Here is a 13,667-nt window from a genome sequence, read left to right as displayed (position 1 = left end):
GACGGTGCCGCCGGGCGGGCGGCCCGCCCGGCCGTTGCCCGCCGGCCGCGGCTCGTCCACGTCGAGCACCGCCGCCTCGAAGGTCTCCCCCACCCGGTGTGCCAGCAGCACCGCCTCGGCCAGCTCCACGGCGCCCCGGGCGGCCGCGGACGCGGTCCGGTCGGTCGTCGCCATCACCTCGGGCAGCTTCGGCAGCGCGGCGCGCACGTGCTCGGGCACCTCCCGGCCCTCGTGCAGGGCCAGGCACACCTCGGTGGCGTACCGGTCGGCGAGCCGGCGCAGCGGCGCCGTCACGTGGGCGTACGCGGCGGCCACCCCGCCGTGCTCCGGCTGCTCGGGCGGCTGCCCGTCGAACGCCGTGTACGCGGCCCCGCGCATCAGCTCGGCGGCCTGGTCGACGAAGGCCGCCGCGCGGGGCTGTGAGGCGTCCAGCCCGGCGAGCACCGTGCCGACCGGGACGCCGGCCGGCCAGGGCACGCCGAGCGGCCCGGCGGCCAGCCGCAACCGGTCGACCGCCTCCGGGCGGGGCGGCGGCATGGTGCGCAGCAGGCCGATCCGGCCGGCCAGCATGAGGTCGGCGGCGGCCATCCCGGTGAGCAGGGAGATCTGTGCGTTGTGCTCCTCCATCGGGCCGGGCCCGCGCAGCACCAGCCGCCAGCCGTCGCCGTCCGGCTCGACGTCCTGCTCGGGCAGCGGCAGGTTGATCGCGCCGCGGCGCAGCCCGCGGGCGGTGAGCAGGGCGCCGATCTCGGGCAGCAGGGCGATCGGCTCGGGCAGCCGGCCGGCGTCGGCGTCGCGCTGCACCCCGGAGTAGTCCAGCTTGGCCCGGCTGCGCACCCGGGCCCGCTCCAGCGTGACGGCGACCGTGCCGCCGTCGGCGTCGAGGTCGATGGTCCACAGCACCGCCGCCCGGTCGGCGCCGGGCAGCAGGCTGGCCGCCCCCTCGCTGAGCGTGTGCGGGTGCAGCGGCACGTTCCCGTCGGGCAGGTAGACGGTCTGCCCCCGGCGCCAGGTCTCCGCCTCCAGCTCTCCGCCGGGGCGGACGTGGGTGAAGACGTCGGCGATCGCGTACCGGATGCGGAAACCGCCACCGGGCCGGCGGGCGAGGTGCATGGCCTGGTCGAGGTCGCGCGAGGTCGCCGGGTCGACGGTGACGAACGGGACGTCGGTCCGGTCGGCGACGGCCGGCAGCGGCGCGGCGGCGGCCGCGTCGGCCTCGCGCTGCGCCGCGGCCGGGAAGTCTTCGGGAAGTCCCAGCTCGCGGCGCAGCGCGCCGAAGTCGATGCGGGGCGCCAGTACGCGTCGGATCACCACGGGGTCAATCCTGACAGTGCCCGGCGTGATCCGCTCACCGGCACCGGCGGCTTCACGTCGCTGCGCGGCCTCAGACGCGCCGAGCCGGAGTTGTGGCCGGCGGGGCGCCGGTCAGCGGTGGACGCCCGGCGTCAGCCGGCGGTCCGCCGGGTGCTTCCCGGCTTGGCTGTGGACCGGCCGGCCACGACCCGCGTGCCGGCCGGCTTCCGGGCGGCGGTGAGCCGCTTGTGGGTTCCCGTCGAGGTGCCCGTCCGGGCCTCGACCGGGCCGACCGACGACGCCGCGGAGGAGGCCTTGCGGCCCACCGACTTGCGGGCGGTGGCGGACGAGGTGCCGGTGGCCTTCCGGGCCGGCGCCTTCTGCGCCGCCGCCTTGCGGGCGCCGCCGCTCGGTCGGGTCGCGGTGGCCTTGGCGGCGGTGGTCTTCTTCGCCGGGGCCTTCTTCGCCGCCGGCGCCTTCTTCGCGGTGGTCTTCTTCGCCGCCGCGCCGGTCTTCTTCACCGCGGCGGTCGCCTTCTTCCCGGTGGAGGTGACCTTGCGGGCGGCGGTGGTCTTCTTGGCCGGGGCCTTCTTCGCCGCCGGGGCCTTCTTGGCCGGGGCCTTCTTCGCCGTGGCCTTCTTCGCGGCCGTGGTCCTCTTCGCCGGGGCCGTGGTGGTCTTCCGCGCCGGGGCCTTCTTCGCGGCCGTGGTGGTCTTCCTGGCCGGGGCCTTCGTCGCGGCGGTGGTGGTCTTCCTGGCCGGCGCCTTCGTCGCCGCCGTCGTCTTCTTCGCGGCGGTGGTCTTCTTGGCGGCGGTGGTCTTCGTGGCGGCCGTGGTCTTCTTCGCCGCGGTGGTCTTCTTGGTGGTGGCCTTCGTGGCGGGCGCCTTCTTGGCCGTGGTCTTCGTGGCCGGGGCCTTCGCCGGCGCCTTCCGGGCGGCCGACACGACCTTCTTGGCGGCGGCCTTCCGGGCGACCCCCGTCTTCGCCGGCACCCGGCCGGCGCCGGCGCCGGAGGCGTTCGGGGACGCCTTGGTGACCGTCGCCGTCCGGCCCGCGGTGGTCTTCTTCGCGGTCGTCCGTTTCGCTGCCGGGCGGGTGGCCTGCTGTGCTTCGGCCATCTCGGTTCCCTTTCCTGGGGACGTGCTCTCGCCCTCGCGGAGCACGGATCACCTCGACGCGGGCCGTCCCGCGCCGTCTACCTGTCCTCCCCGGCCCAACGGGCGTCCTCGGCTTCCCACGCTTCGTTGCGCTCCCGCACCTGCTGCAGGGCGTTCTCCGCGTCGGCGGCTGAGGCGTACGGTCCGAGAACGTGCTTCGCGGGGCACACGTCGGCATCGGTCTCGACCCGGTGGTGTCGCGTGCACCAGTAGTAGTGCCCACCACTTCCGTCGTCGCTCATGCGATCACTGTGCACCGCGAACTGCCCGGCCGCCACCGGAACGCCGTAAATGGCCGCCGATGTCATCCACAGTAGACCTGGTCAGGGCGGTTCCGGGCGGGAACGGCGAAAGACGGGGCAGCCGGCTGCCGGGTCGGTGTCGGACAATCCCCGGGTGCGCTTCGGGGGAGGACGGTCGGCCCGCCTGCGCCGCCGGCTGGCGGTGGGGACGGTGCTGGCGGCCCTCGTGGCGGTCGGGCTGGCACTGGGCGTGCCGCTGCTGCGGGACCGGTCCCAGCACCGGCTGGAACGCCGGGCCGACCGGGAGGTGACGGCCACCGCCCAACGCACCCGGGCCGTCCTGCTGGCCGAGCCGTCGGCCCGGGAGGCCGACCTGCGGCGCGCCGCCGGAACCGTCGACGGCGTCGAGGTCCTCACGGTGGCGGCGGTCGCCGCCGAGGTCCGGCTGGTCTTCCGGGTACGCGTGGCGAAGACCGCCGCGTCGGTGTTCGGCTGGCAGCGGGCCGACGCCGCCGCCTGCTTCGCGCAGGTGGTGCGTCGGGGGGACACCCCCACCCCGCTGGAGCGGCTGCCCTGCCCGTCCTGACCGGCACGGCGGCGGACCGGACGGCAGGGTTCAGGCGGGCGACGGAACGGGCTCCGGCGCGGGTTCGGCGGCCGGCGCCGGCCGGGCCGCCGCGACGGCGTACGCCACCGCATACGGGGTGCAGGCCAGGTAGAACACGGGCTCGACGAGCACCCGGTCGGTGATGAGGAACCGTTCCCAGGCGGTGGGCCGGGGCAGCCCGAGCGACGAGTCGGTCCAGCAGGTGAGCAGCCAGAGCGGGGCCGAGACCCGGTCCACGGTGTCCGGGGGCAGGCCGTCCGCCACCGGCCCCACGGGGGCCGCCGGGATGGCCGAGACCACCGCCAGGACGACCGCGGCGTCGGCCGCGACCAGCGCGCCGAGCACCCCGACGGCCCAGGCCAGCCGGCTCCTTCCCCGGCGGGCCAGGCTTCCCGCGCCCCAGAGGGCCGGCACCAGCAGGGCGAGCCAGAGCAGCAGCCCGGGCACGGTGCCCGGCAGGCCCCGGTCGTCCCGGCCCGCGAGCGCGGCGAGCACCACCGTCACGGTCAGCCCGATCGGCAGCACGACGCCGAGCGAGGTGGCCAGCGGTCCGGTGCGTACGGTCCGCCGCGCGGCCCGGGTGACGAGGAGGGCGAGCAGCGCGCCCGCCCCGGCGGTGAGGCCGGACCAGAGCGGTAGCTGCACCGCGGTCGCCCCCGCCGCCCCCGGGCGGCGCGAGGATCAGTTGGCCCGCGGAGGCCCGCCCCACCACCCCGTGGCGGGGAGTCGCTCGCCCAAAAGGCGAGGATCCACAACCACCACCGGACACCCGGTGAACGTTAGTGGACACCGCACTATTCTCGCCCGCATGGTTCCGCACCGGCTCGACCGCGCCACCGCTCGCCGGGTCGCCGTCCGCGCCCAACTGCTCGACGCGAACCGCCCCACCGACCTGCTGGCGTTGGTGGACCGCCTGACGTTCCTCCAGATCGATCCCACCGCCGCGATCGCCCCCAACGCCGACCTGGTCGCCTGGACCCGGCTGGGCGCCGGCTACCGGCCGAGCGACCTGACCCGGGCGCTGGAGCGGGACCGCAGCCTGTTCGAGCACCGGGCCATGGTGCGGCCGATGACGGACCTGCGGCTGCACCTCACCGACATGGCCGCCTGGCCCGAGGCGGGTCGGCACCGCGACTGGCTGGCCGCGAACGACGCCTTCCGCCGCTACGTGCTGGACCTGCTGCGCGACGCCGGGCCGCTGCTCAGCCGCGACGTCGAGGACCGGAGCGCGGTGCCGTGGCCGTCGACCGGTTGGACGAACAACCGCAACGTCACCCAGATGCTGGAGTTCCTCGCGGCACGCGGCGAGATCGCCGTCGCCGGCCGGGTCGGCCGGCAACGCACCTGGGACCTCGCGGAACGGGTCTACCCGCCCGGCACGTCGGCGGTCCCCGCCGAGGAGGCCCGCCGGCTCCGCGCCGAGCGGCTGCTCCGCTCGCTCGGCGTCGCCCGCGCCCTGGTGGTCGGCGACGCCGGCGAGCCGGCCGAGATCGAGGGTACGGCCGGCGCCTGGCGGGTCGATCCGGCGGCGCTCGACGGCGCGCCCTTCGCCGGGCGCACCGCGCTGCTCTCCCCCTTCGACCGGCTGGTGCACGACCGCAAGCGCGCCCTGGAACTCTTCGACTTCGACTACCGGCTGGAGATGTACGTGCCGAGGGCACAGCGGCGTTGGGGCTACTTCGCGCTGCCGGTGCTGCACCACGACCGGCTGGTGGGCAAGGTGGACGCGACCGCCGACCGGAAGGCGTCGGTGCTGCGGGTCGACGCGGTCCACCAGGACGTGCCGTTCACCGCCGGGCTGACCGCCGCGGTGGAGGCGGAACTGTCCGCGCTGGCCGCCTGGCTGGGCCTGACCGGCGGCGTCCGTCGACAGTGAGGGGTTGGCGCGGGCCTACCCGACGACCTGCTGGAGGAAGGCGGCCAGGTTGGCCCTGGTCCGGTCGATCTTCTCGGCCAGTGTGATGGACTCGTCGAGGCGCCGTCCGGCGTTCTTCTTCCCCCGCAGGTAGAGCGAGCAGGCAAGGTCGGTGCAGAGGTAGCTGCCGACCGAGTTGCCGGCCCGCCCGTCCCGCCCCGCCTTGCGGGCGGTCATCAGCGAGACGCCGTCCCCGGTGTGCGTGGTCAGGCACAGCGAGCACATGCTGCGCCGGACCCGTCCGGTCTGCGGCGCCACGCGCAGGGCCACCCCGAGCAGCCCGGTGCCGGATTCGGCGACCAGGTAGGCCCGCTCGGCCGCCGCGGGGTCGCGCCAGCCGAGGAAGTCGAGGTCCGCCCAGGGCCGCTCGGCCAGATCCCGGGGCAGGGCCAGGCGCTTCACCTCGCCCTTGGTGCAATTGACGAAGGAGGCCCGGATGGCGGGCTCGGTCAGGGGTGTCATAGGCGCTAGTCTAGACCTCCTAGGTAAAGAGCTAGAGCATCTAGACGTGGGGTGGGACACATGGCCCGTACCGGGTTGACGGTCGAACGCCTGACCCTGGCGGCGGCGGAGATGGCCGACGAGGTCGGCTTCGAGAACGTGACCGTCTCGGCGCTCGCCCGCCGGTTCGGGGTGAAGGACGCCAGCCTGTACTTCCACCTCAGGAGCGCCCAGGAGCTGCGGGTCCGGGTCGCCGTGCTGGCCCTGGCCGAAATGGCCGACCGGGCCGCCGACGCGCTCGCCGGCCGGGCGGGCAAGGACGCGCTGGTGGCCTTCGCCAACGCCTACCGCGATTACGCCATCGGGCACCCCGGCCGGTACGCCGCGGCGCAGCTGCAACTCGACCGGGAGACGGCCGAGGCGAGCGCGGCGCGGCGGCACGCGGAGATGACCCGGGCGATCCTGCGCGGCTACCAGCTCGCCGAGCCCGACCAGACGGACGCGGTACGCCTGCTGCACAGCACCTTCCACGGCTACGTGTCGCTGGAACGCGCGGGCGGCTTCCGCCACACCCCGCGTACGACGGACGCCACCTGGTCCCGGACCCTGGACGCCCTCGACGCCCTGCTGCGGAACTGGCCGCCGCGGTGACCCGGGCTACCGGGGCAGCCGGCGGACGGCCAGCAGGGCGATGTCGTCGGCCGGGTGCTCGGTGTCCAGCGCCGCCATGACGGTGGCGGTCACGGTGTCGACCGAAGCCAGCGGGACGGCTTCGGTCAGCCGGGTCACGCCCGCGTCGAACAGCTCCCCGCGCCGCTCGACGAGGCCGTCGGTGTAGGCGACGAGGACCGAACCGGGCGGAAAGTCGAACGTCATGGTGTGCCGCGGCTGATGCGGGCGGCCGGCGCCGAGCGGCGGATCGATGTGCGCCGCGAGCACGGTGTTCGGGTGGCCGGGCGCGGCCAGCACGGGGCGCGGATGGCCCGCCACGGAGACGCGCAGCGTCTCCCGGTCGGGCGAGATCATCAGGTACAGCGCGGTGGTCAGGCTGCCGGCCTCGAAGTGGACCACCTTCCGGTCGAGCAGGGCGAGCGCCTCCGCCGGATCGTCGCAGACCAGCGCGTAGGCGCGCAGCGCACTGCGGACCCGGCCCATCACGACGGCCGACTGGAGCCCGTGCCCGGAGACGTCGCCGACGACGACGCCCAGCCAGCCGGAGGGCAGGGTGAAGACGTCGTACCAGTCGCCGCCGACGCCGGAGGCGTGGCCCGGGACGTACCGGCCGGCCAGCTCCAGGCCGGGCAGGCGGGGCAGTTCGGTGGGGATCAGGCTGCGCTGCAGCGCCAGAGCGGCGCTCTGGTCCAGCGTGTTCTCCCGGGCGCGGCTGGCCAGGCTGACCCGGTCGGCGACCAGTTCGAGCAGGCGGACGTCGTCGAGGTCGAACCGCCGGGGCGTCAGGGTGCCCACGTGCAGGACGCCGACGAGCTCACCCCGGGCCATGATCGGCACACCCAGCAGGGACCGCACACCGGTCTCCAGCAGAATCGGGTTGACCACGTTGTCGGCGGTGACGGTCTGGATGACCACCGGCTGCCGGGTGAGCGCGACCTGACCGGCGAACCCGCGACCGACGGAGACCCGGAAACCCTGCCGGACCTCCTCCTCCAGCCCTCGGGCGGCGGTGGCCACCAACTGCTGGGCACGGACGTCGAGCAGGAGGATCGCGGCCGTGTCGACCTGGAGCAGGTCCCGCACCCGGTCGAGCAGCTCGTCGAAGAGGTCGGCGACATCGAGTCGGGACAGAGTGGCATCGGTCACCGCCTCGATACGGCGCAACCGCTGCTCGTCCCGCAGGACCTCCGCCCGAACCACCCCACGATCCTAGTTGCGCCCCGGTAAATTGCGCTCCTGGCGGTCCGTGGAACCGGCGTCCCACCAGGTGGGCGAACCGGACAACCGGGCCGTAGGGCGACGGACGAGTCGACCTGTACGCCGGATTCTGTCACCGGCACGCCCCGTAGGGCGAGCCGGCGGCGGCCATCCATCTCGGCCTGCCGTCGCCGGCAGGCTCCAGCGGCCTACCCGCAGACATCGGGCGGGCCGCCCTCAAGCGTCTGCGCGGGCCGTCATCTTGCGGTGACGGCCCTTTCTTGGCCTTGCTCCGGGTGGGGTTTACCGAGCCATCCCGGTCACCCGGGATGCTGGTGGGCTCTTACCCCACCGTTTCACCCTTACCGTCCCGTGTCGGGCCGGCGGTCTGTTTTCTGTGGCACTGTCCCGCGGGTCACCCCGGGTTGCCGTTAGCAACCACCCTGCCCTGTGGAGTCCGGACGTTCCTCGGCGACGGGCCGTTGGCCCGTCGACGCGACCGCCCGGTCGACTCGTCCGTCGCGCTCTCATCCTAACGACGCGACCGCCGCCCCCATTTCCACCCCGCGGGCCGCCGCCTCAGCGGATGTCGACCGTCGCCACACCCAGCCCGGCGTACGCCGGTCCTGCGGGGGCGGGTCGGGCGGGCTAGCCTGCCACATCATGCACCTCTCCGACGTCGCGCTGCTGGTCGCCGCCGGTCTCGCCGCGGGCACGGTGAACGCGGTGGCCGGGGGCGGCTCCCTGATCACCTTCCCGGCCCTGATCGCGACCGGCCTGCCCCCGGTGCCGGCCAACGTCAGCAACTCGGTGTCGGTCTTCCCCGGCTACGTGGCCAGCGTGGCGGGCAGCCGGGCCGACCTGCCCCGCGGGCGGGCGCTCTGGCTGCTGCTGCCCACCGCGGTGGCCGGCACGGTCGTCGGTTGCGTGCTGCTGCTGGCCACCCCGGCGCGTGCGTTCGAACTGGTGGTGCCGTTCCTGGTGCTGGGCGCGACCGCCGTGCTGGCCTTCCAGGATCCGCTGCGCCGGCTGGTCGGCCATCCGGCCGACCTCACCCCGCGCCGCCGCACCGTCACCGTGCAGGCCATGGTGGCGCTGGGCACGGTGTACGGCGGTTACTTCGGCGCCGCCCTCGGGGTGATGCTGGTGGCCGGCCTGGCCCTGGTGCTGGACACCACGCTGGCCCGGGTGTCGGCGATCAAGAACCTGCTCTCGGCCGTGGTGGGGTTGACCACGCTGGTGGTGTTCGCGCTCTTCGGTCCGGTCCACTGGGCCGCGGTCGCGGTGGTCGCGCCGGCCACCCTGGTCGGCGGGTACGTCGGCGCCCGGCTGGTCCGCCGGCTCCCGCCGGTGGTGCTGCGGACCCTCATCGTGGTCTTCGGCACGGTGATCGGCCTCTACCTGCTCTACCGCGCCCTGGGCTGATCCCCGGGCACCGGACCGCCCCGGCACGGCACCATGCCGGGGCGGTCCGGTCAGCGGCTCAGTACGCCTCGCCGACCGGCTCCTCCGGGGCGTGCTCGTTGCGCCGGGCCGCGGAGTTCCACCGGGACCAGAGCACCCGCTCGCCGTAGCCGGCGGCCATCACGTGCGCGAAGGCGAGGTAGACCAGCACACCGACGGCGAGCACCCCGAAGCCGACCCAGAACGGCAGGGCGAGGCCGTGCTCGGCGAGCTTGCCAGAGATGATCGGGGCCGGCGCGGCGGCGCCCCAGCGGACCAGGTTGAACGCGCCGGTGGCGACCCGGCGGTCGCTGGAGCCGAGGCCCAGGGCGAGGTCGGTGAGGTTGGCGTTGGCCAGGCCCATGAACAGGCCGGCCAGCACCAGCACCACCAGCGACATGGCGGTCCCGGTGGAGGTCGCGAAGAGGACCATGCAGACCAGCAGGCCGGCGATGGCGACGCCGACGGTCTGCACCGCCCCGATCCGGTGCGCCAGCCGGTGGCCGATCAGCAGGATGCCGGCGGCCAGGCCGAGGCCCCAGCCGGTGAAGGCCAGGCCCAGCGGGATCACGTCGAGGTGCAGGTATAGCGGCGTGTAGCCGAGCACCACGAAGAAGACGAAGTTGTAGGCGGCGGTGACCACGCAGAGGGTGACGAACGCCGGCTTGCGGTAGGTGGAGAAGATCGCGCCGAGGCGTACCGGGGGCTGCTTGTGGGCCGGTTCGCGGAGCTTGCGCGACGCGACGGCCAGCGCCAGCACCATGAACACGCCGCAGACGAAGAAGGGCAGCCGCCAGCTCACCTCGCCGAGCAGGCCGCCGATCAGCGGGCCGACGGCGAAGCCGAGGCCGAGCGCGGTCTCGAAGAGGCCGACCACCCACTCCCGGTCGTTGGCGAGGTTGACCAGCACCACCATGGCGGTGGCGAAGAACATCGCGTTGCCCAGGCCCCAGACGCCGCGCAGCACGGAGAGCTGCACGATGTCGTTGCTGAACGACGCGAGGATGGCGGCCACGCCGACCACCGAGACGCCGGTGATCAGCACCGGCTTGAAGCCGAATCTCCCGCTGGCCAGGGTCGCCGGGATCATGCCGACCGCCATCACCGCGATGTACGCGGTGAAGAGCAGCTCGACCTGCCAGGCGGTGACCCCGATCGCCTCGCCGATGGCGGGCAGGATCGGGTCCACCACGGCGATGCCGGCGATGGCGAGGAAGGCCACCAGGGTGGTGGCGTAGATGGCACTGCGGTTGGGTTCGGATCGCCGATCCACTCCGCGCCTCCAGACAGATAGCTGTATCTTACAGGTAAGTCGGTTGTATCATACAGCTATGAGGGACGACCACACGACGGGAACGGACCCGGACGCCGTCACGCTCGGCCGGATCGAGACCGAGATCGCGCTGCTCATGCGCCTCGGCGAGGCGACCCGCCGGGCCACCGGCACCGCCGAGCACCGGGTGCTGGACCGGGCCGCGTACGTGATCCTGCGGCACCTGGACAAGGCCGGCCCGCAGAACGTCTCGGCGCTGGCCGCCCGGCTGAACCTGGACGGCTCCACGGTCACCCGGCAGGTCTCCGCCCTGCAGCGGGACGGGCTGATCGCCCGTACCCCCGACCCGGCCGACGGACGCGGCACGGTGATCTCACCGACCCCCGCCGGCCTGCAGCGGATGGCCGCGGTGCGGGCCGCCCGCACCCGGCTCTACGGCGACGTCCTGGCCGACTGGACCGGCGACGACCGGGACACCCTCGCGAACCTGCTGCACCGCCTCAACGAGGCCCTCGACGCGCGCAACCGGCGCCGCTGACGCCCGACGCGGGGTGACAGCAGGGGCCCCCGGTCAACGCCAGGCGTTGACCGGGGGCCCCTGCTCCTCTCAGGCGACGGGCTCGCGGGCGGAGTCGGCGTCGCGGTCCGGACCGGGGGTGACCCGCGGGTCGCCCTCGTCGGCGAAGTAGTCGTCCGGAGTGGTGCCGTCCACCCCGTCGGCGACCTTCGCGGCCCGCAGGACCAGGGTGAGCAGCGCGGCCACCGCCAGGTTGACCAGCACCGCCACGATGCCCACGTAGATCGTCTTCTTGGTGTCGAAGCCGAACTCGGAGAGCGGGAAGGCCGAGCCGGCGAAGTGCTTCTTCCCGGTCGCCGGGTTCCCGATCTGGTAGAGCATCCACATGCCGAGCCCCATGCCGGCCACCCAGCCGGTGATCAGCGCGCTCCGGTGGAACCAGCGGGTGTAGAGGCCCAGCGCCACCGCCGGCAGCGTCTGGAGGATGATCACGCCGCCGATGAGCTGGAGGTCGATGGAGAACTGCGGGTCGAGGAAGACGATGCAGGCCACCGCGCCGACCTTCACCACCAGCGAGGTGATCTTCGAGACGTTCGCCTCCTGCGCCGGGCTGGCGTCCCGCTTCAGGTACTCCTTGTAGATGTTGCGGGTGAACAGGTTCGCCGCCGCGATCGACATGATCGCCGCCGGCACCAGCGCGCCGATGCCGATGGCCGCGTACGCCACGCCCGCGAACCAGTCCGGGAACTGGCTGTCGAAGAGCAGCGGCACCACCGTGTTGCCGTCCACGCTGCCGGCCTTGGCGCCGGGCAGCGGCTTCACGTTGGCCGCGATGGCCATGTACCCGAGCAGCGCGATCAGCCCGAGCAGCAGGCTGTACGCCGGCAGCGCGGACATGTTCCGCTTGATCACGTCCCGGTTCCGGCTGGCCAGCACGCCGGTGATGCTGTGCGGGTAGAGGAAGAGCGCCAGCGCCGAGCCGAACGCCAGGGTGACGTACTGGAGCTGGTTGTTGGCGTTGAGCAGGATGCCGTCCCCGGGGGCGGGTGACGCCTTGAACTTCGCGTCGGCCGCGTCGAAGATGTGGCCCCAGCCGCCCAGCTTGTACGGCAGGTAGATGACCGCCACCAGGATCACGATGTAGATCAGCGAGTCCTTGACGAAGGCGATCAGCGCCGGCGCGCGCAGCCCGGACTGGTAGGTGTAGGCCGCCAGGATGGCGAAGGCGATGATGATCGGCAGGTGCCGGGCCAGCGCGCTGTCCCCGGTCACGCCCATCGTCTTGAGCACCGCCTCGATGCCGACCAGCTGAAGCGCGATGTACGGCATGGTCGCCACGATGCCGGTGATCGCCACCAGCAGTGCCAGGATCGGCGAGTCGAACCGGTTGCGGACGAAGTCCGCCGGCGTGACGAAGCCGTGCCGGTGCGAGACCGACCAGAGCCGGCAGAGCACCAGGAAGACCAGCGGGTAGATGACGATCGTGTACGGCACGGCGAAGAAGCCCGCCGCCCCGGCCCCGAAGATCAGCGCCGGCACCGCCACGAAGGTGTAGGCGGTGTAGAGGTCACCGCCGACCAGGAACCAGGTGATCCAGCCGCCGAAGCTGCGCCCGCCCAGCCCCCACTCGTCCAGGTGCGCCATGTCGCGCGGCGCCCGCCAGCGGGCCGCCACGAAGCCCATGGCGCTGACCAGCAGGAAGAGGACGCTGAAGACGATGATCTCGGTCAGGTGGTCGCGCCACATCAGCGGTCACCCCGCTTCTTGGTCATCTGGTAGACCAGCGTGGTGGTCCCGACGCCGAGCAGGATCCAGGCCAGTTGCAGCCAGTAGAAACGCGGGAAGCCGAACAGTCGGGGCGAGTCGGCGTTGAAAAAGGCCGGGATCAGCGGCACCACGATCGGTATGAAGAGCAACCAGTTCCAGGGGCTGTGGTCCTTCGCCCTGGATCGCGCCGTTGTCGGCGCCTCCGGTTCTGGTGCTGCCATGTGACACACCTCCGGGAAGTCGTAACTTGCCATGTGACGGCCGGAGGCTACGACCCTGTGAGCGCGGTCACGTTCGACCGGAGGACGGCGATGCGCCGAGCGGCCGCCCGCGTGCGCCGAACGGCGATCACGGGCGGCCGGTTGTCGGCGGCTCCAGGTCGCGGCGCGGCGTCGGACGCGCCGAGCCGGAGTTGCCGTAAGCGCTCAGCGGTCGGACAGGTGGGCGGTGTCGTTGACCGAGCGGACCGCGACGCCGCCGTCCGGGTAGAGGTCGAGCACCGAGACGCCCGCCGTGTCCAGGTAGAGCCGGTGCAGGAAGGCGTCGCCGGCCGCTAGCGCGTCGCGCAGCACCAGCTTGATCGGCGAGACGTGGGAGACCACCACGACCGTCTCCCCCGGGTACGCCGTCCGCAGCCGGTCGACCGCCCGGCCGGTCCGCTCGGCGACCGCGGCGAACGACTCGCCCTCCGGCGGGGCGACCCTCGTGGAGGCCAGCCAGGCGTCCAGTTCCCCGGCCCAGCCGTCGCGCACCTCGGCGAAGGTGCGCCCCTCCCAGACCCCGAAGTCGCACTCGATGAGGTCGTCGTCGGGGCGTACCGGCGCGTTGCCGACCAGCGCGGAGATCGCCTCGGCGGTGGCCGTGCACCGGGACAGCGGGGAGCTGACGACGGCCGCGACCGACGGCGCGAGGGCGGCCACCCGGGCGGCGGTGGCGCGGGCCTGGGCCCGGCCCCGGTCGGTCAGCGGCACGTCACCGCGGCCGGAGTAGCGCTTCTGCACGGTCCGCTCGGTCTCGCCGTGCCGCACCAGGATCAGCCGGGTGGCCTCCTCGGTCGGGCGCGGCTCCCAGGAGGCCGGTGTGGTGGCCGGGTCCGTGCCGGTGGCCCGGCCGGTGGCGGCTCGCGCGGCCACCTCGCGGGCC

General features: G+C 73.7%; 15 protein-coding genes and 1 other RNA gene. 5 read left to right on the top strand and 11 right to left on the bottom strand.

The features are described 5' to 3' along the window. The 3 genes from B0E53_RS24030 to B0E53_RS24020 all read right to left on the bottom strand — a co-directional run. On the bottom strand, nucleotides 1-1,314 hold a 1,314-nt coding region (locus B0E53_RS24030; RefSeq protein WP_107078130.1), incomplete at its 3' end, for an RNB domain-containing ribonuclease. A 131-nt stretch (nucleotides 1,315-1,445) separates the two neighbouring features. Then, nucleotides 1,446-2,411 (bottom strand): histone, encoded by a 966-nt coding sequence (locus B0E53_RS24025; RefSeq protein WP_246835565.1) that lies wholly within the window; start codon nucleotides 2,409-2,411, stop codon nucleotides 1,446-1,448. 77 nt (nucleotides 2,412-2,488) lie between these two features. Then, the gene (locus B0E53_RS24020; RefSeq protein ID WP_189194984.1) at nucleotides 2,489-2,692 is read right to left on the bottom strand and encodes a hypothetical protein; all 204 of its coding nucleotides are present in this window, start codon (nucleotides 2,690-2,692) and stop codon (nucleotides 2,489-2,491) included. A 154-nt stretch (nucleotides 2,693-2,846) separates the two neighbouring features. Here B0E53_RS24020 and B0E53_RS24015 point away from each other — a divergent pair, with 154 nt between their 5' ends. Then, nucleotides 2,847-3,278, top strand: coding sequence for a hypothetical protein (locus B0E53_RS24015; RefSeq protein ID WP_146167747.1), 432 nt, complete (start codon nucleotides 2,847-2,849; stop codon nucleotides 3,276-3,278). A gap of 30 nt (nucleotides 3,279-3,308) precedes the next feature. On the opposite strand, the gene B0E53_RS24010 is transcribed toward B0E53_RS24015, so the two are convergent. After that, a complete protein-coding gene (locus tag B0E53_RS24010; protein ID WP_246835564.1) occupies nucleotides 3,309-3,944 on the bottom strand; it encodes a hypothetical protein in 636 nt (211 codons plus the stop codon). A 163-nt stretch (nucleotides 3,945-4,107) separates the two neighbouring features. On the opposite strand from B0E53_RS24010, the gene B0E53_RS24005 reads away from it, so the two are divergent. Further along, the gene (locus B0E53_RS24005; RefSeq protein WP_107078126.1) at nucleotides 4,108-5,175 is read left to right on the top strand and encodes a crosslink repair DNA glycosylase YcaQ family protein; all 1,068 of its coding nucleotides are present in this window, start codon (nucleotides 4,108-4,110) and stop codon (nucleotides 5,173-5,175) included. 15 nt (nucleotides 5,176-5,190) lie between these two features. Here B0E53_RS24005 and B0E53_RS24000 read toward each other — a convergent pair whose 3' ends face one another. Beyond that, the gene (locus B0E53_RS24000; protein WP_107078125.1) at nucleotides 5,191-5,676 is read right to left on the bottom strand and encodes an FBP domain-containing protein; all 486 of its coding nucleotides are present in this window, start codon (nucleotides 5,674-5,676) and stop codon (nucleotides 5,191-5,193) included. 60 nt (nucleotides 5,677-5,736) lie between these two features. Here B0E53_RS24000 and B0E53_RS23995 point away from each other — a divergent pair, with 60 nt between their 5' ends. After that, on the top strand, nucleotides 5,737-6,306 hold the full coding sequence (locus B0E53_RS23995) for a TetR/AcrR family transcriptional regulator (protein WP_107078124.1): 570 nt from the start codon (nucleotides 5,737-5,739) through the stop codon (nucleotides 6,304-6,306). Between the two features lie 6 nt (nucleotides 6,307-6,312). On the opposite strand, the gene B0E53_RS23990 is transcribed toward B0E53_RS23995, so the two are convergent. Together B0E53_RS23990 and rnpB are read right to left on the bottom strand one after the other, a co-directional pair. Beyond that, entirely contained in the window at nucleotides 6,313-7,527 is a 1,215-nt protein-coding gene (locus tag B0E53_RS23990; RefSeq protein ID WP_107078123.1) for a GAF domain-containing SpoIIE family protein phosphatase, read from the bottom strand. A gap of 100 nt (nucleotides 7,528-7,627) precedes the next feature. Further along, nucleotides 7,628-8,039, bottom strand: an RNA gene (gene rnpB, locus B0E53_RS23985) — RNase P RNA component class A. Nucleotides 8,040-8,187: 148 nt separating this feature from the next. On the opposite strand from rnpB, the gene B0E53_RS23980 reads away from it, so the two are divergent. Beyond that, entirely contained in the window at nucleotides 8,188-8,949 is a 762-nt protein-coding gene (locus tag B0E53_RS23980; protein WP_107078122.1) for a sulfite exporter TauE/SafE family protein, read from the top strand. Between the two features lie 58 nt (nucleotides 8,950-9,007). On the opposite strand, the gene B0E53_RS23975 is transcribed toward B0E53_RS23980, so the two are convergent. After that, on the bottom strand, nucleotides 9,008-10,240 hold the full coding sequence (locus B0E53_RS23975) for an MFS transporter (RefSeq protein ID WP_107078121.1): 1,233 nt from the start codon (nucleotides 10,238-10,240) through the stop codon (nucleotides 9,008-9,010). A 58-nt stretch (nucleotides 10,241-10,298) separates the two neighbouring features. Here B0E53_RS23975 and B0E53_RS23970 point away from each other — a divergent pair, with 58 nt between their 5' ends. Beyond that, nucleotides 10,299-10,778, top strand: coding sequence for a MarR family transcriptional regulator (locus B0E53_RS23970; protein WP_107078120.1), 480 nt, complete (start codon nucleotides 10,299-10,301; stop codon nucleotides 10,776-10,778). 69 nt (nucleotides 10,779-10,847) lie between these two features. On the opposite strand, the gene B0E53_RS23965 is transcribed toward B0E53_RS23970, so the two are convergent. The 3 genes from B0E53_RS23965 to B0E53_RS23955 all read right to left on the bottom strand — a co-directional run. Continuing rightward, nucleotides 10,848-12,503 carry a sodium:solute symporter gene (locus B0E53_RS23965; RefSeq protein WP_107078119.1) on the bottom strand — a complete coding sequence of 552 codons (1,656 nt, stop codon included), beginning with the start codon at nucleotides 12,501-12,503 and terminating at the stop codon, nucleotides 10,848-10,850. Beyond that, entirely contained in the window at nucleotides 12,503-12,745 is a 243-nt protein-coding gene (locus B0E53_RS23960; RefSeq protein WP_107078118.1) for a DUF3311 domain-containing protein, read from the bottom strand. Before B0E53_RS23960 ends, B0E53_RS23965 begins: the two co-directional genes overlap by 1 nt. Nucleotides 12,746-12,949: 204 nt before the next feature. After that, the coding region (locus tag B0E53_RS23955) for a histidine phosphatase family protein (protein WP_210406191.1) at nucleotides 12,950-13,667 on the bottom strand (718 nt) is incomplete at its 5' end.

The sequence above is a fragment of the Micromonospora sp. MH33 genome (assembly GCF_003013775.1).
In the GTDB taxonomy this organism is placed as follows: Bacteria; Actinomycetota; Actinomycetes; order Mycobacteriales; family Micromonosporaceae; genus Micromonospora; species Micromonospora fulviviridis.
This window is presented reverse-complemented; position numbering and strand designations above follow the sequence as displayed.

What these genes read in the sequence shown, in the direction of transcription:
- B0E53_RS23965 (WP_107078119.1), bottom strand. Translation starts at nt 12,503, where the DNA reads ATGTGGCGCGACCACCTGACCGAGATCATCGTCTTCAGCGTCCTCTTC.
- B0E53_RS24020 (WP_189194984.1), bottom strand. Translation starts at nt 2,692, where the DNA reads ATGAGCGACGACGGAAGTGGTGGGCACTACTACTGGTGCACGCGACAC.
- B0E53_RS23970 (WP_107078120.1), top strand. Translation starts at nt 10,299, where the DNA reads ATGAGGGACGACCACACGACGGGAACGGACCCGGACGCCGTCACGCTC.
- B0E53_RS24000 (WP_107078125.1), bottom strand. Translation starts at nt 5,676, where the DNA reads ATGACACCCCTGACCGAGCCCGCCATCCGGGCCTCCTTCGTCAATTGC.
- B0E53_RS24025 (WP_246835565.1), bottom strand. Translation starts at nt 2,411, where the DNA reads ATGGCCGAAGCACAGCAGGCCACCCGCCCGGCAGCGAAACGGACGACC.
- B0E53_RS23980 (WP_107078122.1), top strand. Translation starts at nt 8,188, where the DNA reads ATGCACCTCTCCGACGTCGCGCTGCTGGTCGCCGCCGGTCTCGCCGCG.
- B0E53_RS23995 (WP_107078124.1), top strand. Translation starts at nt 5,737, where the DNA reads ATGGCCCGTACCGGGTTGACGGTCGAACGCCTGACCCTGGCGGCGGCG.
- B0E53_RS23960 (WP_107078118.1), bottom strand. Translation starts at nt 12,745, where the DNA reads ATGGCAGCACCAGAACCGGAGGCGCCGACAACGGCGCGATCCAGGGCG.
- B0E53_RS24005 (WP_107078126.1), top strand. Translation starts at nt 4,108, where the DNA reads ATGGTTCCGCACCGGCTCGACCGCGCCACCGCTCGCCGGGTCGCCGTC.